Raw genomic sequence first — 20244 nt, forward strand, 5'->3', positions numbered from 1 at the left:
CATACCAAACATTAACTGAAGTCCAAGCAGCCATTGGTTGGTATATCAATTTTTATAATCGCAATCGTATCTCAAATGTCGCCTAATTAACTGAATAAAAATAGTCCAATTTATTGACTTCTGAGCATTCTTTCTGGATGAGCAATTTCGACCGTAATACCACGTTGCATGATTTGAAAAATCATATCTGTGCTGTAAGTAGGCACATCATCATCAGGAAACTCTAACAATAAGTAACGGTTAGACTCATCGGCAAACAAAATGTCATCATTATCTAAAGCTTGAAGTAAATCCCCGTTTATCCTAACTTCTTGCGAGGGAAAAACTTGCAATGGAATATGATTGTTATCTAAGTGACTTTGAAATTCTTCAGTTAACCGAATAACATCTGGTTTATGATTCACATAATGCCCATTCATATGATGGGGTGTCATAAGCGCGACCGTTACATCATTATCAACTGCTGCTTTTGCCATTCGAATCGACGCTCTAAGTGACTTTGAACCATCATCAACGTTGGGTAATAAGTGACTATGTAAATCGATCATGGTAATTACCCCTTCATTAGTAACACTTTTTATCAATAATAACACTTTTTATCAATAAAAAGACATATTTTATCATTAATTTGTTCACAAAAAAAGCACTATGCAACTGCATTAAATACAGTTGCATAGTGCTTTTTATAAATTACAAATATTTACTATCAAATTCAGGATCTTGACTGGTCAAAATTTTTGGACCATCTTTTGTGATCGCCAAAGTATGTTCATATTGTGCTGACCATGAACCATCAGCCGTTGTAACAGTCCAACCATCTTCTTCGGTATGATCTGTATTGACTTTCCAACCACCAATGTTAATCATCGGTTCGATTGTAATCACCATGCCTTCACGTAAACGAACGCCGTGACCCGGTGTCCCATAATGTGGTACATTAGGTTCTTCATGCATTGTTGGTCCAACACCATGACCAATATACTCACGCACATCGCCATAATGATGTTCAACTTCTGTATATTGTTGAATCGCATTGCCAATGTCACCAATGCGGTTGCCAACAACGGCTTGGTCAATGCCCAAGTACATTGCTTTCTTAGTAACAGCCATCAAGTCTTTAATTTCTGGTGTGACTTCGCCGACTGCATAAGACCAAGCGGAGTCTGACACAGCGCCATCTAATCCAACAACTGTATCAACTTTGACTAAGTCACCATTTTTGAGCTTCAACCCTTTACGAGGCAGTCCATGAGCAACTTCGTTATTGATACTAATTGTTGTGGCATACTTGAATCCCTCAAACCCGATTTGAAGTGGCACGCCACCATGACTTTCAATATACTCGCGTGATTTCGTTTCAATTTCCCAAGTGTCGATACCTGGCTTAATTAAGTCGCGCAACATAAGGTGCATACCAGCAATAATAGCGCCTGATTGACGCATAGCTTCAATTTCTCGTGGTGATTTTAACTGAATCATTTTTGACTTCTTTCCATTTTTAATACTCCATTTTATTATAGCATTTCACCCCCAAATAAAAAGCACGCAATTGCGTGCTTACTGTTACTGTACCATTTGCTGTGAGATAGACTCATGAACACGTTCAATCTCTGTTTGGCTCATCACTTCGGTTGAACCCAACCCACTAATAGTTTGAGTCGTTCCTTTGAGTTGATCCTGCTTGACCGTTCCGAAAGCATTACGATAGCTAAGCGCCAAATTTTTCATAGACGTTGTTGAAACATCTGTTTGAACATTGTTAGAAATTGTCGTTAGCAGTGAGTCATTAAATAATGTACCAACTTTTGCTGAGTTCTTCAAGACAGCCTTGATAACGAGTTGCTGCCTCATTTGACGACCATAATCACCATTAGGATCTTCGTGTCTCATTCGTGAGAATGCTAACGCTTCATTGCCATCCATGTGATAAGTCTTGCCGGAAACAAATGAGTATTGGCTTTTTGAATCCGCTTGTGTTGTGTCACCTGCGGTGGTAAACGTCAGTGGTGATGTGACATCAACGCCACCAACAGCGTCAACCATTTTTACCAAACCACCCATGTTAATCAAGATATAGCCACCATTGATATCAATATTCAGCAGATTTTCAACAGCTGACACCGCTGAATCAGCCGATCCATAAGCGTAGGCAGCATTGATTTTCATTTGTTGACCACCGACTGTTACTAACGTATCACGTGGGATTGATGTCATTGTCGTGACATTAGTTTTGGGATTGATGGTCATGACAATCATTGTATCTGTACGCCCTTTATAGTCGCGTCCCAATTCGCCAGTATCTGTTCCTAATAACAAATAAGAAACAGGTTTTTTGCTAGTCGTGATCTTATCCGCAGATTTTGTCGTCTTTGATGACTTCTGCATTTTAGTAATTGTGCTATTAACTTTATAATAAGCGTATGAACCTGTTGCAACGCCACCAACTACGAATAGTCCAATAATCGTTAAAATAATATTTCGTACTGTATGTCGCTTTTTTGGACGCATTTTTGAACGCCTTTGCATGAGCAATTCTCCCCTTTTATCGTTTGTTACATAATTGTAAAATAGTATAACACAAAATGAACCTTAATATTCAATACAGACAAAAAAGTTCACAAAATGTGAACTTTCATTAAACAAAAATATTACATTGTACCGAATAAACGATCACCAGCATCCCCTAGACCTGGAACAATATAGCCATGTTCATTCAGACCTTCATCTAATGATCCTGTATAGATATCAACATCTGGATGTGCATCTTGAACAGCCTTAACACCTTCTGGTGCTGACACCAATGTAATTAACTTAATATGCTTAGCACCACGCTTCTTTAAAGCAGAAATAGCATCCTTAGCTGATCCACCGGTTGCCAACATAGGATCAACCAACAATACGTCACGTTGATCAATATCTTCAGGTAATTTAATGAAATATTCCACCGGTTCAAGTGTTGTTTCATCACGATACATACCAATATGACCAATTTTGGCTGCTGGAATTAATTGTACAATGCCATCAACCATTCCCAATCCGGCACGCAGAATTGGCACGACTGCTAGCTTTTTACCTGCCAATTGCTTTTTAGTTGTTGTCGCTACTGGCGTCTCGACAACAACATCTTCGAGTTGCAAATCGCGACTAGCTTCATAAGTCATCAACATTGCAATTTCGTCGACTAATGCTCGAAAATCCTTAGTGCCAACATTTTTGTTACGAATCATTGTGAGCTTATGTTGGATCAACGGATGATCCATTTCAACAAATTTTCCCATGATAGTTTTTGAATGAACACAAACGAATCGACTGACAACGCCGTATTCATTATTTCCTTCCAATTCAATTTACTATCTTAAATTATACCAAAAAATTGCGGTATCCGGATAAAAATATCATTCACAGAATGATTTGGTGACTAATCAAGTGCGGTAGCGGCTTGTCGACTAGTAACAACATAGGCACACAAACCAACAAGCGCACCAACTGTTGCTGGGAAAACCCATCCAAATCCAAGTGCGGCAAATGGTACAAACTGGTGATAACCATTCACAACACGCTGTACACTACCCAACGACACCAAAGGCGAACTAGCAAGTGCATCTAAGGCAGCAGGTACAGTGACAGCAGCCACAACAACGCGATACACTAGCGCTGAGTGCTTGAAATATTTGCTGAAAAGTGACAATAAAATGAGCACTAAAGCGAATGGATACAATAGCATCAAAACCGGCACTGACCAAGCAACGATATTAGTCAATCCTGCATTAGCTGTGACAAATGATCCAAACGCAATCACACGCAACCACCAAAGATAACTCACTTTTGGAAACACACGATGCATGTCTTGTGAGAAGGAGACGAACAATCCCATAGCAGTAGTGAAAACCGCTAAGGTCACGATAACGCCAGTCAACGCCGTCCCAAAGTTACCCATGTAATGACCAACGATTTGAGCAAAGGCATCACCACCATTTGCTGATGGTTTGAACAATCCCAAACTACTAGTGCCAACCAGAACTAGCGCTGCGTAAATCACCGCTTCCGCGACGATACTTAACAAACCTGCCTTTGCTAATACAGTCGATACTTGATTTTTGTGGAATCCTAAGCCTTTGACAGCATATACAACTGAAACAGCTAATGCCAACAAGGCTATGCCATCCATTGTATTATACCCATCTAAAATCCCCTGAAAAGCGGCATTACTTTGATACGCCGCAGATACCGTTTGATGCGTGTTGCCCATTGGCATAACTAACGATAATACCAACACTAATAACAATAGTCCCAAGAATAGCGGATTAAGATATCGTCCCACCCATTTCAATAAGCCTGATTCTTTAACTGTTAGAAAGTAAGCCAATCCAAAGAAGACAGCCGAGAAAACTAACATTGCTAATCCTTGATATTTAACAGGCACAAATGGTGCTACGCCCATTGAAAACGCCGTTGCTGCTGTACGCGGTGTTCCAAAAAAAGGTCCGATTGTCATGTGAATAGCAACTAAAAATACTGTTCCAAACCAAGGTGCGACTGGTTTGGCAATATCGTAAACACTTTGACTATTGGTGACACTCACCGCCATCATTGCCAAAAATGGCACAATAGTACCAGTAATCAAAAATCCAACCGTTGCTGGTAGCCAGTTGCCACCCGATAATTGACCTAACTGAACAGGAAAAATTAAGTTTCCTGCTCCAAAAAACATTCCAAATATTAGTGATGCCACTAATACCAACTTTTGCCACGTTAATTTCTTTTCGTCCATTTCTTTTCTCCATAATAGTATACGTTTTTGCTTGATGTAACTCACTAAATCATCTGAATATTCATACCAATCCCTCTTCTCCCTGTATGATGAAAATAAAAAAGACTAGCCACCTTTTTTAGCAGCTAGTCTTTCAACATATCAAATCAGCTACCTATCATGTTTTGTCTGATAGGCGCAAAAAATTTCAGCACTTATCACTAACTAATGATAATAATGCTGATAATAATTTGTTTTGTTGTCGCGAATTGATTTGTCATGTTATCTTCTCATTTATTTATTACTAATATTAAACCAAATATCATTTATTTTGTCAACCTCTAATTTTAGTCAAAAAAAAAACGCTTATTGCGTTTTTTAAATTAGCGTTGTACGGCTACAGTCGTTTCAGTTGTTGCTGCAGTACGTTCTTGTACCAAAACATTTTCTGATGACAATGCAGACTTTGCTTGCTCAGCCAACTTTGAGAATGTGTCAAAATCAGAAACAGCAAGATCAGCTAACATCTTACGGTTCAATTCAACACCGGCCAATGTCAAACCATGCATCAACTTTGAGTATGACAAACCGTTCATACGGGCTGCTGCGTTGATACGAGCAATCCATAGCTTACGGAAGTTACGCTTTGTGTTCTTACGATCACGGTATGCATACAAGTATGACTTGTAAACTTGTTGCTTAGCAACCTTAAAATTAATACGACGTTGTCCACGGTAACCCTTGGCCAACTTAACAAACTTTTTACGACGTGCGCGTGATACTGTACCACCCTTAACTCGCATGGGTATTTCCTCCTAGAAATTAAATAATTAGACTTACCTTGAAATTAGAGCGTGCTCAACATCTTAGCGTATGTCTTAACAGTCGTTGAATCCATCATGCGTGTGCCACGCAATTGACGACGTTGCTTCTTTGTCTTACCGTGGAAACGGTGTGAAGTATAAGCTGAAGCTGACTTCAAGCCACCGTTAGCTGTCTTCTTAAAGCGCTTTGCTGATGCGCGGTGTGTCTTCATCTTTGGCATGTGACCAATTCTCCTACTTTACGATTTTTGTTTATGCTTGATTAAACAAGCGACTAAACCCTTACTTACTTGGCATCGCGTGGTGCCAAGACCAAAAACATTTGGCGGCCATCCATTTTGGCACGTTGTTCCACCTTGGCGATGTCATCAAGTTCTTCAGCCATGCGGTCTAAGACCCCACGCCCGATGTCTTGGTGAGTAATCATACGACCACGGAAACGCAAATTCAACTTAACCTTGTTGCCTTGCGACAAAAACTTAATCGCTGCTTTTTTGCGTGTTTCGAAATCGCCTGAATCAATCACCGGTGACATACGAACTTCTTTAACTTGAACAATTTTTTGGTTCTTACGTTGTTCTTTTTGCTTTTTTTGCGCTTCGAACTTTGCTTTACCCCAGTCCATGATTTTGGCAACTGGCACTTCAGCCTTAGCCTGTACCAATACCAAATCAAGGTCTGCATCATTCGCTAATTGTTGGGCATCACGTGTTGACATTTCTTCTTGCTTACCATCATGGATAAGCAAAACACGTGGTGCGCGGATATTTTCGTTGACTAGATCAACTTGTCGTGGTTGACGTGCTATTGTCTGGCACCTCCAAATTTATTTTGTGAATCAAGAAGAAAAGTGGGCAAGAACTTAATCTTTACCCACTTCAACACTTGCAGTACTTAACGTACAACTGTATCTGCCAAGCAACATTATCACTTGGCGAGAAGCGGGTGCTTCTACTTGTTCAACAGATACTAGTTTACTACCTCATTGATCATTTGTCAACTGTGTTCTGTATTAAACGAACGCCATAATGACTGATGACCAAAATAGCGAATTGAACGCCAGCAAACAACGTGACAAAAACAATCATATGCATGCTGAACGATTCAGCTATTAAACTTAAAACATGTTGTAATCTTGTGAAAACATCCCAAGAATTCAAGCGAAGAAAACGGCCGATATATATGCCAACACCCGATAATATCGACAAAACAGCCATAAGGAATAATTCTAACACATCGTGGCGTTTGTCAAAATAATGTTTAAAAATAAGCTCTAAACTTAAAATACCTAACACAACACCGATAAAGATACCTGCCGACAAAACCGCATAATTGAAATATTGCATACGGACTGTCAAACCAATACCGATGTATTGTAAATGAATATAATCTGTAATCATATACATCGTATTTGGATAGAATAGCAACCATAAAATACTAAAAATCGTCCCTAGCGTTACGCGCTTAGTATATGCCACGACCAAAGCAAAATCCAAAGGTAGCAGTGCCAAAAACACGTTCCAAATCAAAAACGTAAAATGTGTGGGTGTTAGGTAAACAAACAAAAAGAAAAGAACCACAATTATATGAATGGCACCTACACTAATTAAATTTTGTTTCTTCATCCGAACACCTCCTCAATTTGTTACATCTTATATTTTAACACGTCAATTCGTTATCGTTTGGCATACACACAAGGACTATAAATGTCTTTATTGTGACAAAAAGCCGGTTTCACTTGCTGTATCTACACTAACGATCGGAGTATGATATAATAACGATAATAAAGCTTTATCAAAACCTAAAATTTATAGTAACTTATGTCAAGTAAATACCCTTGACATTAAATAGAGTTTAACTATTGACAAATGTTATAAATTTCGGTAAACTTGACTAGTTGATAAATTGAAACGAAAGGAGGTGCTATCATGGCTACCCCATCAAACAAGAATTCAAAGTCTCACAAGCGCAATCGCCGCGGACACATTGGTTTGAATGTTCCAAACATTTTGTTGGATCAGACAACTGGTGAATACCGTGTTGCTCACCGCGTCTCACCTTCTGGTGTTTATAACGGCAAGCAAGTTGTTGATAAGAAGTAACAATGATGCCTGTTCTATTTGTAGAACAGGTTTTTTTGTTTGCGAAATAACTTTAATTTAGGATCTATGACTATAAAAATCAAAGAAGCCGCGGTTGACTCTGCTGATCGCGCCCAAGAAATGATTGCACGTGGTGCTAACCGAATTGAATTAAACGCCCGCCTTGATTTAGGCGGTATTACCCCTGATACTCGAACTGTCATTGACACATTAACTGTTGCTGGTAATATTCCGGTTGTCGTTATGGTTCGTCCTCGTGGCGGCGATTTTGCATACGACAATACTGAATTAAATCAAATGCTAGAAACGCTACAAATCATTGCAGATTTAGGCGGTCAATGTGTCACTTTTGGTGTCGTTCGAAACGGAGCACTCGACATGGATATGATGTCGACACTCATCGAAACGGCTAATACCCTCAAGCTAGATGTTGTTATGCACATGGCATTTGATGAGATTGTCAAAGACCAACAACAAGAAGCTATGAACTGGTTATTTACACATGGTGTTACGCGTATTTTGACCCATGGCGGCAGCCTAACAACGCCTATCACTGAACTTTTGCCACAATTAAAATTTCTTGTGGATCATGCACCGGTTGGTATGACCATTTTACCTGGCGGTGGCGTAACACGCGATAATGCTGACAAAATTGCTGATATACTCGGTATTTCTGAAGTACACGGTACTAAAATTGTATAATTACATTTAAGCTTTGGGATACATACTGATTAAGTGACTCATACGACAATCCAGAATTTTAAATCTCAAAATGACTATTGCCCGAATACGTGCCAAGCGTTCACGTTAAAAAGTTTTGGGAGAATTTTTGAGATGAAACAAAACAGTTCAAGGACTATGAATCATCATTCAAGTCCGATCATCATTTTTTTGCTGTCTATTTTTGTTAGTTTTTCTGCTTTTAATACAGTTAATTCTAATGTCGACGCAAGCACTTTTTTAACAAAACACAAACTGTATAAAGTTAAAATTACCAGTGTCAAAACAGACGACAAAGCAAAATGGATAATTAAGGGCACTTCTAAAGCCCCAACTGGCACAAAGATATATGCAACAACTGCAGATAAACAGAATGCTAACTATGGTATTAACGCTGCACAATCAACCAAAAATAAAACATGGGCAACTATGAATCATGGCAAATTCAGCTTAGCCATTGATCCGCATGTTCTAAAAAATGCAACAAATTATCAAATGAATCAGCGTTTTAAAGTATACTTATTCGCTGTTTCAAATCTAAAGTCTTCTTGGGCCAATTCAAATGCGATAGCACCGTCGGTAATGCATGATATCGCATCAAAAGCATCCTCAAAAAAACTGAAATATACTAAATCACAGTCAACGTATTATCAAAATTTAGCAGCGGAAGCGAGTTCTAAAGCAGTTAGTGCGTCAATTAAATCTTCATCCAGTATTGCTGCACGTGAATCAGCAGAAAATGAATCACGTGCAGCAAGTGAAGCTGCGTCACGGACTTCTTCAGAAGCGCTTGCATCATCGCAAGCGGCTGTTGCGGCAGCCAGCTCATCGGCAGCAGCACAACAAGCACAATCGACAGCTGCTGTAACCGATAATAATTCAGGTGCCAATGTTAATTCGACTGATCACGCTAAGTGGGCTATTCAAAATGGTTACACATGGGCTACCAGAAAAGGACATTCTCATATCATTGCACCGGGTCAACCTTTACCTGATGGTTACTACTGGCAAGTGCCTTAAACAAATTTAAAATCCAAAACCACCAACAGGTGGTTTTTTAATGTCAGCAAGTCGCTTATCATTACGTGATACAATGAAAGAGTCGATATTTAAAAATGGCAGATTGCAAAATTAAACCGAACTCTTTACATAAAAAAACTGCAGAGCCTTTAATGGTAATTGACTAAAATCAACCATAAAGGATCTGCAATCTATGTCTTACACTTTGCCGATAACGAAAAAAATTATGTTCCCATTAAAAAAATATTCACAACATTAATTTGTTTGCTAATATTGAGTTATTGAAAATAGAAAGATAACCTTAACATGACACCATTAATTTCTGAAAATAACAACTATAACCGTAATTATGTAAAATATATCGCTATATTTCTCCTTATCTTGGTTTCTTTAATAATAGTTCCGTCTAGTCCATTGAGCAAAGGAAATATTTGGGTGGATACTAATGCCATGCTAGAAATTGGCAGAGGTTGGTTATCAGGCAATATTCCATATTTACATATGTTTGAGCAGCGAGGTCCAATACTATTTATTTATAATTTAATTGCGAATGTGATAAGTTCTCACGGATATTTCGGATTGTTTTGTATTGAAATCGCTAACTTTTTAGCCATATTTTTTATAACAGATCGAATTTTAATGAAATGCTTTAACAATTCTATAAATCCCTTTATCGCTACTGTTCTACCATTTTTTATGATGATCGATAAGTCTTTTGAAACTGGTGGCTCTCCTGAAGAGTTCGCAATTACATGGTCACTGTTAGGTATATTAACCGCAATAAGTGTCAGCACTGAGCCAATGAAAAATGAATTTTATCGTGCTGTGATATTTGGAATAACAATTGGCATGGTATTCTGGATTAAATTTACGCTATTGGGCCCTTTAATTGGTGCATCCATATTTATTTTTTTATTCTTGTTAACCCATCAACGCTATAAATATTTAATAAAATTTGTGGTTGATTCGCTCCTCTCTTTTTCTGTAATGAGCTCGGTTATTTGTTTCTATTTTTTTTACCACCATGCTCTTAAGAATCTATATAACGTTTATTTTAAAGTAAACATTATGGCATATGGTGGTAATACCACTATCAACGAAAAAATTATCTCATTTATAAACACTTCATTTCAAACCATTACAACTAACAGTTGGCTATTTAGTTTAGCTTTAGCAGGCATATTTATATTATGGCGTTTACAAAAAAAATTAGCGGAACTATTGCTAGTAGTTTCGCTAATATCATTCATTGTCACATATTTAGTTGGCCAAGCAAGACTTTATTCCTTTTTACAGATTTATACAATACTAATCTTAATCATAATTATTAGCACAGTAGCATTGGTAAACAATATTAATAAATCATATCTTTGGATTTTGTTGCTTCTCGCTCTATTCCCGATTATACAAAACCCATTTTTTTCTAAAGCACCTTATATTTGGAGCAAAAATCCAGTTGCTCCAAAACTATTTGGAGAAATAATAAATAGAGAATGTTCTGATGCAAAATTAGAAAGTCTTGTATATTACAACATAGTTGATGCGGGAGTTGAAAGATATACACCAATAAAGGTGTCAGAAAAATTCAAATATTTTGAAAGGACCAATGTACCAGATAAAGCATATCCAGAACAAAAAATATATTTAGATAGGATTATCAACAATTCTGAAGCAACTTACGTTGTCATTGGATTAAATTGGGGGCGGCAAAAATCCATTAATTTAGAGAATAATCACGAAGTTGAAAGTAAAATTCCTGAACAAGTTCAAAAAAAATATAAAGTAATTTCAGCAAGTTATTCATACTACCCTGTTGAAACTGATATGAACCAATTTCAGTTAGCGTTATTAAAAAAACGGTAAAATGAACACACAGGGCGTTCTATTGGATTATAACAGATATAAGCCCCCCTTTTTTTAAGGAGGTCTTTACTATGGCTTCAATTTTCAAAACAGATACTGCTCCCACTATCTTGTTTCAATACAGAACATGGTATCAAAAAGTATTTATCAACTATGAGATTGGCTGATTTTGATAGGAGTGACTTTCAGAAGTTTGTAAATGACTATGGAAAGTAATCGCAGCAAAGAAACGGTTAACAAACGTCGTGTTCATATTGCTCAATCACTCAAAGGCGCCTATGCAGAGGGCATGATAAAACGTGACCCACCATCCGAGTTAAAACAGTTAATTTAGATGGAAAAGATAGCAATATGAAGTTTTTAGAGTTTGACGAGATGACAAAACTCGAAAACTACGCTTATGATCATTATTTAGAAAACTATGTTTTTTTGCAATGATAATTTCAATTCACACTGGATTGCGTTTTTGGTAAAGTAGCAGTACTACGATTACAAAAATAAAGAATTATCCATAACTAAGTCACTTGATAAGTTTCGCAATGAAAGAGCACCAAAAACAAAAAAAGTATCAGGACAATAAAAGTTGACGATACACTTTTAAAAATACTGAAAAATATTAAAACAAAAAAAATGATTATATTATCAATTCAAACGCTCAAGGAGTAACACGTTTTTACATGTTACAATAAAATAGTTGGGAATTAAAGATGTAACATTTCATGCATTGCGACATTTTCACGCTTCTCACTTAATTTCTAGAGGCGTTGTGATTCAATATTTATCAGAACAGAACGTTTCGGCCGTGCTGATGTGTCTATTACTCAACAAGTTTATTCTCATTTACTAAAGTCACTTCGTGACAAAGAAGAAGACAAAACGATATCTCTCTTAAACAATTTATGAAGTGTACAAATGATATAGAAAACAATAGTATTTAATAGTTATCTTTATTAAAAAAGAAACTTTATAAAACGTTGATATATCAAGGCTTAAACTGTTAAATCAACTTTTAAAAAAATTAGTCAGGAGCTAATCAAATGCCGTTAGATGGACTCTTCACTCATGCCATCGTTCATGAGCTTAATACATTGATAACGGGTGGCCGTATCACCAAAGTACATCAACCCTATTCAAACGAAATTGTCCTTGTCGTACGTAACAACGGGCAGAATTATCCACTACTTTTGAGCGCGCATCCAAGTTACGCACGCGCACAAATCACCTATATTCCGTACGAAAATCCACAAACCGCACCAAATTTTGTGATGTTTTTGCGACGCTATTTGGAAGGTACTAAAATACAACGAATTGAACAAGTTGACAATGATCGTATTATCAATTTTTATGTTAACGCACGCGACGAATTAGGCGATGTACAAGAAATCCGGCTCACGCTTGAAATGATGGGACGCCACTCTAACCTTTTTCTCGTACGTGAGCATGATAATCGTATTCTAGAACTCATCAAGCATGTACCTGCTGACCAAAATCGCGTGCGCTCATTGTTCCCAGGCGCAACTTATATTTTGCCGCCAGCGCAAAATTTGTTAAATCCTTTCCAGAGCGGTTTAGACAGCTTAGCTGCTATGATTTTAGATGAGCCGTTCGACAATTGGGCAAAGCAAATTCAAAGTACCTTTCAAGGATTTAGTCATGACAGTGCGCAGGCTTTAGCCCGCGCTATCAATCAGGATGGCGACCACTTGGCAAATGCACGCCATTGGTTGGCACAATTTGATAAGCCACAACCGACCTTGTTTACATCAGCCAACGGTGGACTCAGTTATGCAGCATTTAATTGGCAACAAGAATCTACAAGCGCGCAATCATTTGACACAATTGGCGAAATGTTAGATGCTTATTACGTTGGTAAAGCTGAGCGTGAGCGTGTTAATCAACAAGCCGGATCATTGGTCCGCGTTGTTAAAAACGAGCTCAAAAAAAATATCACAAAACGTAAAAAGCTTTTAAATACGCTATCAGACGCTGAAAATGCCGATGATTTGAAAGTCAAAGGCGACTTGCTCATCACCTATCCTCACCTTGTAGAAAAAGGCATGACAAGCGTACAAATCGAAAACTACTACGATAACAACAATTTACTGTCAATCACACTTGATCCTAAACTTAATGGGCTCAAAAATGCGGAAAAATATTTCACAAAATATCGAAAGTTGCGGACAGCAGTTGACTTTGTCAATGAACAGTTGGCGCTCACTGACGCTGAAATTTCATATTTCAACAATATTATGGCGCAATTAGATGTGGCTTCACCAAAAGATGTTGAGGATATCCGCATTGAATTAACAACAGAAGGCTATATTCGAACCAAAAAGAAAAGTAAACAGCGACCTAAAGTGTCACACCCCGACAGATTCGAAAGTAGCGATGGTACGCTCATTGAAGTCGGAAAGAATAATTTGCAGAATGAACGTCTCTCGTTTAAGCAAGCTGATCGTCGCGATATTTGGTTACACGTTCAGAAAATTCCTGGATCACACGTCATCATTCATGACGCCAATCCCTCAGAAGCAACACTTATCGAGGCAGCCAAATTAGCTGCTTATTATAGTAAAGCCAGAGATTCGGCTAATGTTCCTGTTGACTATTTACCTGCTGGTAAATTGCGAAAACCAAACGGTGCAAAACCTGGTTTTGTCATTTTTGAGGGTCAGCAAACACTCTATGTGACCCCTGATGCTGCACTTGTTTCACAATTGAAAATAAAAAAATAACAGCCTGACGGCTGTTTTTTGTTAGTTAGGATTTGGTAAATAAAGGTTCCCTAATGTCGCAGCTAACACTGCTTTAATTGTGTGCAAACGATTTTCTGCTTGTTGGAATTGATGTGCATAAGGTGCGTTAAAGACATCGTCAGTGATTTCCATTTCTGTCAGGCCGTATTTGTCATAAATATCTTGTGCCATTGTCGTTTGCACATCATGAAATGCTGGCAGGTCATGCAGGACAATGACTTGATCGTTGTGCGTTTTTACTACCAATTCATGATTGATTTGATAAGGTAACAATAGTTCGATTCGTTGTGCGAACTGGTCTTCCTCACCCATTGACGCCCAGACGTCTGTGTACAAAACATCTGCGCCTGAAACACCTAAATCAACATCATCGGTAATAGTTATTTTGGAACCAGATACGGCAGCTTTTTGTTTTGCCAAGTGTTGCACATCATCAGTTGGCTGCAAACTTTTAGGTGCCACGATATGAACATTAACACCCAAAATAGCGCCAGTCACCAACAAAGAGTGGGCAACATTATTGCGGCCATCCCCTAAATAAGCCAACGTAATACCTGACAAATGACCAAAATGTTCTTTGATGGTCAAAAAATCAGCTAACATTTGTGTCGGATGCCACTCATCTGTTAAACCATTCCACACCGGCACGCCACTCGTGCTTGCCAACTCTTCAACAATTTTCTGAGAAAAACCACGGTATTCAATACCATCATACATACTGCCTAAAACTTTTGCTGTATCTTGTAGCGATTCTTTTTTGCCAAATTGAATGTCATTGTGACCCAAAAATTCTGGATGTGCACCCAAATCATTGGCTGCAACTGTGAATGCCGAACGTGTCCGCGTTGACGTTTTTTCAAATAATAGGGCAATATTTTTACCCGCCAAATACTGGTGGGGAATATTTTGTTGTTTGAGTGACTTTAAATGCGCTGCCAAATCAATCAATGTTTCTAGCTCTGCTTTAGTATAGTCAATCTCTTTCAAAAATGATTTACCTTGGAAATGTGAATTCATTGGCGCTCCTCCAGAATTTTATAATTGCGTGTTACTTCTTTTTTGACGTTGGTTACAGCCGTACCACCAAGTGATGTGCGACGATTAACAGCCGTTTCTGAAGCCAAAATTTGATAAATATCAGCTTCGATTTGAGGTGCAGCAGCTTGTAAGTCGGTCAGAGTCATTTTCTGCAATGGTGTGTGTGTCTGAATGCCCTTCAATACTAGTTGACCAACAATCGCATGTGCTTCACGGAAAGGCACGCCTTTGGTGGCTAAATAGTCAGCGAGTTCTGTCGCATTTGAAAAGTCATCTTGCGTTGCAGCTAACATCTGTCCCTCATGAACCGTCAAGCCATTTAACATGCCAGTAAATATTTTCACCGAGGCAATCACGGTATCCATCACATCAAAAACTTGTTCCTTATCCTCTTGCATGTCTTTGTTATAAGCAAGTGGTAAAGATTTCATTGTCGTCAATAGCGCCAATAATGAACCATAAGTACGACCAGTTTTACCCCGCACCAATTCCGCGAAATCAGCGTTCTTTTTTTGAGGCATAATTGAAGAGCCTGTTGAAAAATCATCTGACAATTCAATATAATTAAATTCATAACTCGACCATAAAATTAACTCTTCAGCCATACGTGATAAATGCATCATCAAAATCGAGGCATTGCCGAGAAATTCCAATGCAAAATCACGGTCTGACACAGCATCTAACGAATTATGATAAATATCACTAAAGCCTAGCTCACCCGCAACAAATTCACGGTCAATGGGAAATGTGGTACCCGCCAAAGCTGCAGCACCTAGTGGCAGAATGTCTGTATGTTTTTGGTTAAATTCAAAACGTTCGTAATCACGTTGGAACATGTTGAAATACGCTAACAAATAATGACCATAAGTGATAGGTTGGGCATGTTGTAAGTGAGTATAGCCAGACATAATCGTGCCAGCGTGTTTATCTGCCAATGATAATAGCTCACTCTGCAAGTCGGTCACGGCTGACATCACATGTGGCAAACGGTGTTTTACCCAAAGATGAAAATCAGTTGCTACCTGATCATTTCGAGAACGCGCAGTATGAAGTTTGCCAGCAACAGCGCCAATTTTTTCTGTCAATAAAGCTTCCATATTCATATGGATGTCTTCATTTTTAACATCAAATGTCAAATTACCTGCTGTTAATTCTTGTTGCAAACTTTCTAAACCAGCCACAATTTGTGCTGATTCGTCACTTGATATAATAGCTTGTTTGCCCAGCATTTTTGCGTGGGCAATTGACCCTTCTAAATCTTCAGCCGCCATTTTTTGATCAAAATGAATCGACGCCCCAAACTCATCAACCCATTCAGATGCTTTGGCAGTAAAACGACCACCCCATAATTTATCACTCATATCAATTTTTTGCACTGCGCAATGCAACAGTGCTTTCCCTTCTTCAAAACTATGTACGCGCCGAAGCGCTTGTTTATTTCACTGTATCTTTTTTTGGTTGTGAATGAACATGGTTCACTTGTTCATACACCGTGTTACTCAACGTCCACAACTTGATGAAGCCAACAGCAGCTTCTTGATCAAAGGATGATGCAGCCGTGTAAGTTGCCAAATCTTCGTTATATAATGAATTTTGCTCTGATTGACGCGCAACAGCAATGGCATTACCTTTATAAAGCTTCATCTTAACGACACCGTTCACATTTTTTTGTGTATCATCAACGAAAGCCATCAAACTATCAAACAAAGGTGACACCCACTTTGCTTCATAAACGAGATTAGCTAATTGTTGCTCAATTAATGGCTTGAAATGAGCCACATCACGTTCGAGCGTCAAATCTTCGAGATCCTTGTGCGCGGTCATCAACACCGCAGCAGCAGGCGCTTCATAAATTTCACGAGACTTGATGCCTACCAGACGATTCTCAATATGGTCAATTCGACCAATACCATGTTGACCAGCAATTTCATTGACGGCAACAATTAGTTCAGCAAGTGGCAATTGTTCACCATTTAACGCTACCGGCACGCCTTGTTCAAATGTCACATCAATAAATTCTGGTACATCAGGTGTGTTTTCAATAGCCTGTGTTAAGGCGTATGCATCTTCAGGTGCCTGATTCCATGGGTTTTCAAGGATACCAGCTTCATTAGCACGTCCCCACAAGTTTTCATCAATTGAGTAAGGTGAGTCCAAATCAATAGGCACTGGCACGTCATGTGCATGGGCGTATTCAATTTCTTCTTCACGCGACCATTGGAAATCACGAATTGGTGCTTCAATTTTCATTTCAGGATCAAGCGCATGGATAGCTGCTTCAAACCGTACTTGATCATTACCGTGCCCAGTTGAACCGTGAGCAATGGCAACGGCATCATTTTCATGTGCAATGTCAACCAATTTTTTGATAATCAAAGGACGTGACAAAGCAGAAACCATTGGATATTCGCCTTCATACATCATGTTTGCTTTGATAACTGGTGCGACGTATTGCTCAGCAAATTCTGATTTTGCGTCAATAACAATCGACTGTGTGGCGCCAACCTGCAATGCCTTGGCTTGAATCATGTCCATATCTTTGCCATGTTGACCAACGTCTAAAACGACAGCGATAACGTCATAACCTTTTTCGTTCAACCAAGGAATGGCTACTGAGGTATCCAACCCACCTGAATAAGCTAATACTAATTTTTCTGTCATGATAATGTCCTCGCTGTTTTTTGTTTTAATTATTTGTTGATTCTATATTAGCGCGCCTTGTTTAAATATGCAATAAAATAATGATTATATACAATTTTAAGTTGTATAAAACAATTTTAAGTGTATATTTTTGCAATAAAAAAGAACCTTCGGTTCTATTGATGTACCTTATTCATGCCAAACAGGTTCCAACAAATGGGTTTGTTCCGGCGTTGGTCCTACGGCAAAGCTTAACAAATCAACTTCCAACAATTCAGAAATACGTTGGAGGTAATGTTGCGCGTTGACTGGTAATTCTTCAAATGTTGTCACACCAGTAATATCTTCATCCCAACCTGGCAATGTTTCACAGTTGATGTCCAATCCATTAAACCAAGTATCTGAAGCTGGGAAATGATGAATTTCTTCACCTTTATAAGTATACGAAGTCGCAATTTTTAATTCTTTCAAACCTGACAAAACATCCAATGAGTTAATGGCTAACTTAGTCAAACCAGAAACTTGCACCGCATGACGCAAAGCAACCGCGTCTAACCAGCCAATACGACGAGGACGCTTAGTAATCACGCCGTACTCGTGACCCACTTCGCGAATATGATCAGCAATATCATCAAACAATTCTGTTGGGAAAGGTCCTTCACCAACTCGAGATGTATAAGCTTTAATAACGCCAACAACATCTTGAATTTGCTTTGGTCCCACACCCGCACCATTCATCACACCACCTGCTGTTGGATTAGAGCTTGTCACATAAGGATACGTACCGTGGTCAACATCAAGCATCACACCTTGTGCACCTTCAAATACAACACGTTTGCCATCTTTCATCAACTGCCCCAACAAGTAAGATGTATCTGTCACATAAGGTGCCAACTGACGACCATATTCAACATAAGTTTGGTAAATGTCATCGTAATCTAACGCTTCTTCACCATACAATTTAGTCAATTGGGCATTTTTAAATGGCAAGTATTCTTTTAGCAACTTACCAAATACTTCTGGATCAATCAAATCAGCCACGCGAATACCAACACGTGAAATTTTATCCGTGTAGGCAGGACCGATACCTTTTTTGGTCGTACCAATTCGATTATTTGAAGCAGATTCAGAAGCCTTATCCAACGCAATGTGGTACGGCATAATAACATGTGCACGGTTTGAAATACGCAAATTCTCAATCGTAATTCCTTGGCTTTCAACTTCCTTAATTTCAGCTAAAAGTGCTTCGGGATTGACAACAACGCCGTTGCCAAGTACTGCTAGTTGACCTTTCGTGATGATTCCAGATGGTAATGCAGACAATTCAAATTTTGTTTGACCATGCCAGATCGTGTGTCCCGCATTGTTACCACCTTGGTAACGGACAACAGCATCCGCATGTTCAGCGAAAAAATCAACGATTTTTCCTTTACCTTCATCGCCCCATTGGGAACCAACAACAATTACACCAGACATATTTTTCTCCTGTTACGCCGATAGCTGCTTTCAGACGGGATAGGTTTGTCGGAGAAAGCCAGCATTCTGCATTCAGAATAACTAACCTGTTTGCGCCTATCCGTGAGTGTCCCTCTATCATCGTTCATTTTTGTGTAAAACACGAACATTAATTGTGATAAACGCCTTTTACCTATTTATTTTACCATAATCATAAATTTATTTTTGAGAAAAGTGATGTTAATTTCTAATATTATCGTTTAAAACGTTTGCCTCATCGAATTTATAAAAATAAAAAAGGACATATAATGTCCTTTTAAATCAGTCTGCCGTCGTATAAACAGCCAAAACGTCTTCGTTTTCTTCAAGTTCATCAACCAAATGATCTAGTTTTTCACGATCTTCATCGGTAATTGTCATTGGGTTCTGCGCAATCATCGTAATCTCTGCGTCTTCCAAGACAAAACCAGCTTCAGTCAAAGCGCCTTCAACCGTCTGAAAGTCTGCTGGATCAGTGTAAATTTCAAATACTTCATCAGCTGTTTGAACATCTTCAGCGCCTGCTTCTAATGCTGCTTCCAAAACGGTGTCTTCATCCAAATTAGGATACGCTTCACGATCAATTGCTAAGTAACCTTTTCGGTCAAATTGGAAAGCAACTGAACCAGATGTGCCTAAAGCACCACCAGCATGTTTGAATGAATTACGAACGGTAGAAACTGTACGATTAATGTTATCCGTTGATGCTTCAACTAACACAGCGACACCGGCTGTGCCATAACCTTCATAGGTCACTTCTTCAAACTTTGCACCACCGGCACCAGATGCTTTATCAAGTGCACGTTGAATGTTGTCCTTTGGCATGTTAGCTGCCTTAGCTTTTTCAACAACCAAACGCAATGATGCGTTCATCTCTGGATCTGCACCGCCAGCCTTTGCAGCAACATATAAGTCGTGTGCCAGCTTTTGAAAAATCTTACCACGCTTAGCATCTTGGGCGTTTTTACGACCTTGGATGTTATGCCATTTACTATGTCCTGACATTGTGTCATCTCCTTGAAATATGAATATTCAAT

At 38.7% G+C, this 20244-nt stretch carries 20 protein-coding genes and 1 pseudogene; 7 read left to right on the forward strand and 14 right to left on the reverse strand.

Annotated features, from left to right (window positions below):
• Positions 1 to 86 (forward strand): IS3 family transposase (locus tag FF105_RS11665; protein ID WP_143470347.1); only part of this gene is annotated, 86 nt, incomplete at its 5' end.
• A gap of 42 nt (positions 87 to 128) precedes the next feature.
• Here FF105_RS11665 and FF105_RS09255 read toward each other — a convergent pair.
• The 9 genes and pseudogenes from FF105_RS09255 to FF105_RS09295 form a co-directional block, all read right to left on the reverse strand.
• A pseudogene (locus FF105_RS09255) lies at positions 129 to 548 on the reverse strand (CpsB/CapC family capsule biosynthesis tyrosine phosphatase); the annotation flags it as partial.
• Between the two features lie 142 nt (positions 549 to 690).
• On the reverse strand, positions 691 to 1479 hold the full coding sequence (gene map / locus FF105_RS09260; RefSeq protein WP_010296397.1) for a type I methionyl aminopeptidase: 789 nt from the start codon (positions 1477 to 1479) through the stop codon (positions 691 to 693).
• 84 nt (positions 1480 to 1563) lie between these two features.
• The gene (locus tag FF105_RS09265; protein WP_010296400.1) at positions 1564 to 2526 is read right to left on the reverse strand and encodes an LCP family protein; all 963 of its coding nucleotides are present in this window, start codon (positions 2524 to 2526) and stop codon (positions 1564 to 1566) included.
• A gap of 122 nt (positions 2527 to 2648) precedes the next feature.
• A complete protein-coding gene (upp, locus tag FF105_RS09270) occupies positions 2649 to 3278 on the reverse strand; it encodes a uracil phosphoribosyltransferase (RefSeq protein WP_010296403.1) in 630 nt (209 codons plus the stop codon).
• Between the two features lie 140 nt (positions 3279 to 3418).
• Positions 3419 to 4771: a branched-chain amino acid transport system II carrier protein gene (brnQ, locus tag FF105_RS09275; RefSeq protein ID WP_010296406.1), complete on the reverse strand. Its 1353-nt coding sequence runs from the start codon at positions 4769 to 4771 to the stop codon at positions 3419 to 3421.
• Between the two features lie 362 nt (positions 4772 to 5133).
• Positions 5134 to 5553: a 50S ribosomal protein L20 gene (gene rplT, locus FF105_RS09280; protein ID WP_004914648.1), complete on the reverse strand. Its 420-nt coding sequence runs from the start codon at positions 5551 to 5553 to the stop codon at positions 5134 to 5136.
• A gap of 44 nt (positions 5554 to 5597) precedes the next feature.
• A complete protein-coding gene (gene rpmI, locus FF105_RS09285; RefSeq protein WP_002815120.1) occupies positions 5598 to 5795 on the reverse strand; it encodes a 50S ribosomal protein L35 in 198 nt (65 codons plus the stop codon).
• 65 nt (positions 5796 to 5860) lie between these two features.
• Complete coding sequence (gene infC / locus FF105_RS09290; protein ID WP_336621646.1) at positions 5861 to 6400, reverse strand: translation initiation factor IF-3; 540 nt, start codon at positions 6398 to 6400, stop codon at positions 5861 to 5863.
• Positions 6401 to 6563: 163 nt separating this feature from the next.
• Positions 6564 to 7199, reverse strand: a complete 636-nt coding sequence (locus FF105_RS09295) for a DUF1361 domain-containing protein (RefSeq protein ID WP_010296416.1) — start codon at positions 7197 to 7199, stop codon at positions 6564 to 6566.
• A 303-nt stretch (positions 7200 to 7502) separates the two neighbouring features.
• Here FF105_RS09295 and rpmF point away from each other — a divergent pair, with 303 nt between their 5' ends.
• The 6 genes from rpmF to FF105_RS09325 all read left to right on the forward strand — a co-directional run bounded on the left by rpmF (position 7503) and on the right by FF105_RS09325 (position 14014).
• Positions 7503 to 7676 carry a 50S ribosomal protein L32 gene (gene rpmF, locus FF105_RS09300; RefSeq protein ID WP_004914654.1) on the forward strand — a complete coding sequence of 58 codons (174 nt, stop codon included), beginning with the start codon at positions 7503 to 7505 and terminating at the stop codon, positions 7674 to 7676.
• Positions 7677 to 7742: 66 nt separating this feature from the next.
• Complete coding sequence (locus tag FF105_RS09305) at positions 7743 to 8378, forward strand: copper homeostasis protein CutC (protein WP_290046712.1); 636 nt, start codon at positions 7743 to 7745, stop codon at positions 8376 to 8378.
• 132 nt (positions 8379 to 8510) lie between these two features.
• Entirely contained in the window at positions 8511 to 9416 is a 906-nt protein-coding gene (locus tag FF105_RS09310) for a hypothetical protein (RefSeq protein WP_290046713.1), read from the forward strand.
• Positions 9417 to 9722: 306 nt separating this feature from the next.
• Positions 9723 to 11279 carry a hypothetical protein gene (locus tag FF105_RS09315; protein ID WP_010291797.1) on the forward strand — a complete coding sequence of 519 codons (1557 nt, stop codon included), beginning with the start codon at positions 9723 to 9725 and terminating at the stop codon, positions 11277 to 11279.
• Positions 11280 to 11484: 205 nt separating this feature from the next.
• Complete coding sequence (locus FF105_RS09320) at positions 11485 to 11613, forward strand: hypothetical protein (RefSeq protein WP_277950316.1); 129 nt, start codon at positions 11485 to 11487, stop codon at positions 11611 to 11613.
• A 703-nt stretch (positions 11614 to 12316) separates the two neighbouring features.
• The gene (locus tag FF105_RS09325; protein WP_147651869.1) at positions 12317 to 14014 is read left to right on the forward strand and encodes an NFACT RNA binding domain-containing protein; all 1698 of its coding nucleotides are present in this window, start codon (positions 12317 to 12319) and stop codon (positions 14012 to 14014) included.
• Between the two features lie 21 nt (positions 14015 to 14035).
• Here the strand turns inward: FF105_RS09325 and argF are convergent, their stop codons facing one another.
• The 5 genes from argF to FF105_RS09350 form a co-directional block, all read right to left on the reverse strand.
• Positions 14036 to 15052 (reverse strand): ornithine carbamoyltransferase, encoded by a 1017-nt coding sequence (argF, locus tag FF105_RS09330; RefSeq protein ID WP_010291807.1) that lies wholly within the window; start codon positions 15050 to 15052, stop codon positions 14036 to 14038.
• Positions 15049 to 16434: an argininosuccinate lyase gene (argH, locus tag FF105_RS09335; RefSeq protein ID WP_031941273.1), complete on the reverse strand. Its 1386-nt coding sequence runs from the start codon at positions 16432 to 16434 to the stop codon at positions 15049 to 15051. Before argH ends, argF begins: the two co-directional genes overlap by 4 nt.
• A 73-nt stretch (positions 16435 to 16507) precedes the next feature.
• On the reverse strand, positions 16508 to 17734 hold the full coding sequence (locus FF105_RS09340) for an argininosuccinate synthase (protein WP_010291811.1): 1227 nt from the start codon (positions 17732 to 17734) through the stop codon (positions 16508 to 16510).
• A gap of 168 nt (positions 17735 to 17902) precedes the next feature.
• Positions 17903 to 19189: an adenylosuccinate synthase gene (locus tag FF105_RS09345; protein WP_010291813.1), complete on the reverse strand. Its 1287-nt coding sequence runs from the start codon at positions 19187 to 19189 to the stop codon at positions 17903 to 17905.
• Between the two features lie 300 nt (positions 19190 to 19489).
• Positions 19490 to 20212, reverse strand: a complete 723-nt coding sequence (locus FF105_RS09350) for a YebC/PmpR family DNA-binding transcriptional regulator (RefSeq protein ID WP_290046716.1) — start codon at positions 20210 to 20212, stop codon at positions 19490 to 19492.
• Positions 20213 to 20244 lie beyond the last annotated feature (32 nt).

Source organism: Leuconostoc sp. UCMA20149, from assembly GCF_030400235.1.
GTDB classification, from domain to species: Bacteria; Bacillota; Bacilli; order Lactobacillales; family Lactobacillaceae; genus Leuconostoc; species Leuconostoc pseudomesenteroides.

Excerpts from the sequence above, each read along its gene's own strand:
- rplT (WP_004914648.1), bottom strand. The coding sequence starts at position 5,553 with ATGCGAGTTAAGGGTGGTACAGTATCACGCGCACGTCGTAAAAAGTTT.
- FF105_RS09305 (WP_290046712.1), top strand. The coding sequence starts at position 7,743 with ATGACTATAAAAATCAAAGAAGCCGCGGTTGACTCTGCTGATCGCGCC.
- FF105_RS09345 (WP_010291813.1), bottom strand. The coding sequence starts at position 19,189 with ATGTCTGGTGTAATTGTTGTTGGTTCCCAATGGGGCGATGAAGGTAAA.
- FF105_RS09310 (WP_290046713.1), top strand. The coding sequence starts at position 8,511 with ATGAAACAAAACAGTTCAAGGACTATGAATCATCATTCAAGTCCGATC.
- FF105_RS09315 (WP_010291797.1), top strand. The coding sequence starts at position 9,723 with ATGACACCATTAATTTCTGAAAATAACAACTATAACCGTAATTATGTA.
- rpmF (WP_004914654.1), top strand. The coding sequence starts at position 7,503 with ATGGCTACCCCATCAAACAAGAATTCAAAGTCTCACAAGCGCAATCGC.
- FF105_RS09350 (WP_290046716.1), bottom strand. The coding sequence starts at position 20,212 with ATGTCAGGACATAGTAAATGGCATAACATCCAAGGTCGTAAAAACGCC.
- brnQ (WP_010296406.1), bottom strand. The coding sequence starts at position 4,771 with ATGGACGAAAAGAAATTAACGTGGCAAAAGTTGGTATTAGTGGCATCA.
- rpmI (WP_002815120.1), bottom strand. The coding sequence starts at position 5,795 with ATGCCAAAGATGAAGACACACCGCGCATCAGCAAAGCGCTTTAAGAAG.
- FF105_RS09340 (WP_010291811.1), bottom strand. The coding sequence starts at position 17,734 with ATGACAGAAAAATTAGTATTAGCTTATTCAGGTGGGTTGGATACCTCA.
- upp (WP_010296403.1), bottom strand. The coding sequence starts at position 3,278 with ATGGGAAAATTTGTTGAAATGGATCATCCGTTGATCCAACATAAGCTC.
- argF (WP_010291807.1), bottom strand. The coding sequence starts at position 15,052 with ATGAATTCACATTTCCAAGGTAAATCATTTTTGAAAGAGATTGACTAT.
- FF105_RS09325 (WP_147651869.1), top strand. The coding sequence starts at position 12,317 with ATGCCGTTAGATGGACTCTTCACTCATGCCATCGTTCATGAGCTTAAT.
- FF105_RS09295 (WP_010296416.1), bottom strand. The coding sequence starts at position 7,199 with ATGAAGAAACAAAATTTAATTAGTGTAGGTGCCATTCATATAATTGTG.
- map (WP_010296397.1), bottom strand. The coding sequence starts at position 1,479 with ATGATTCAGTTAAAATCACCACGAGAAATTGAAGCTATGCGTCAATCA.
- FF105_RS09265 (WP_010296400.1), bottom strand. The coding sequence starts at position 2,526 with ATGCAAAGGCGTTCAAAAATGCGTCCAAAAAAGCGACATACAGTACGA.
- FF105_RS09320 (WP_277950316.1), top strand. The coding sequence starts at position 11,485 with ATGGAAAGTAATCGCAGCAAAGAAACGGTTAACAAACGTCGTGTTCAT.
- argH (WP_031941273.1), bottom strand. The coding sequence starts at position 16,434 with ATGAGTGATAAATTATGGGGTGGTCGTTTTACTGCCAAAGCATCTGAA.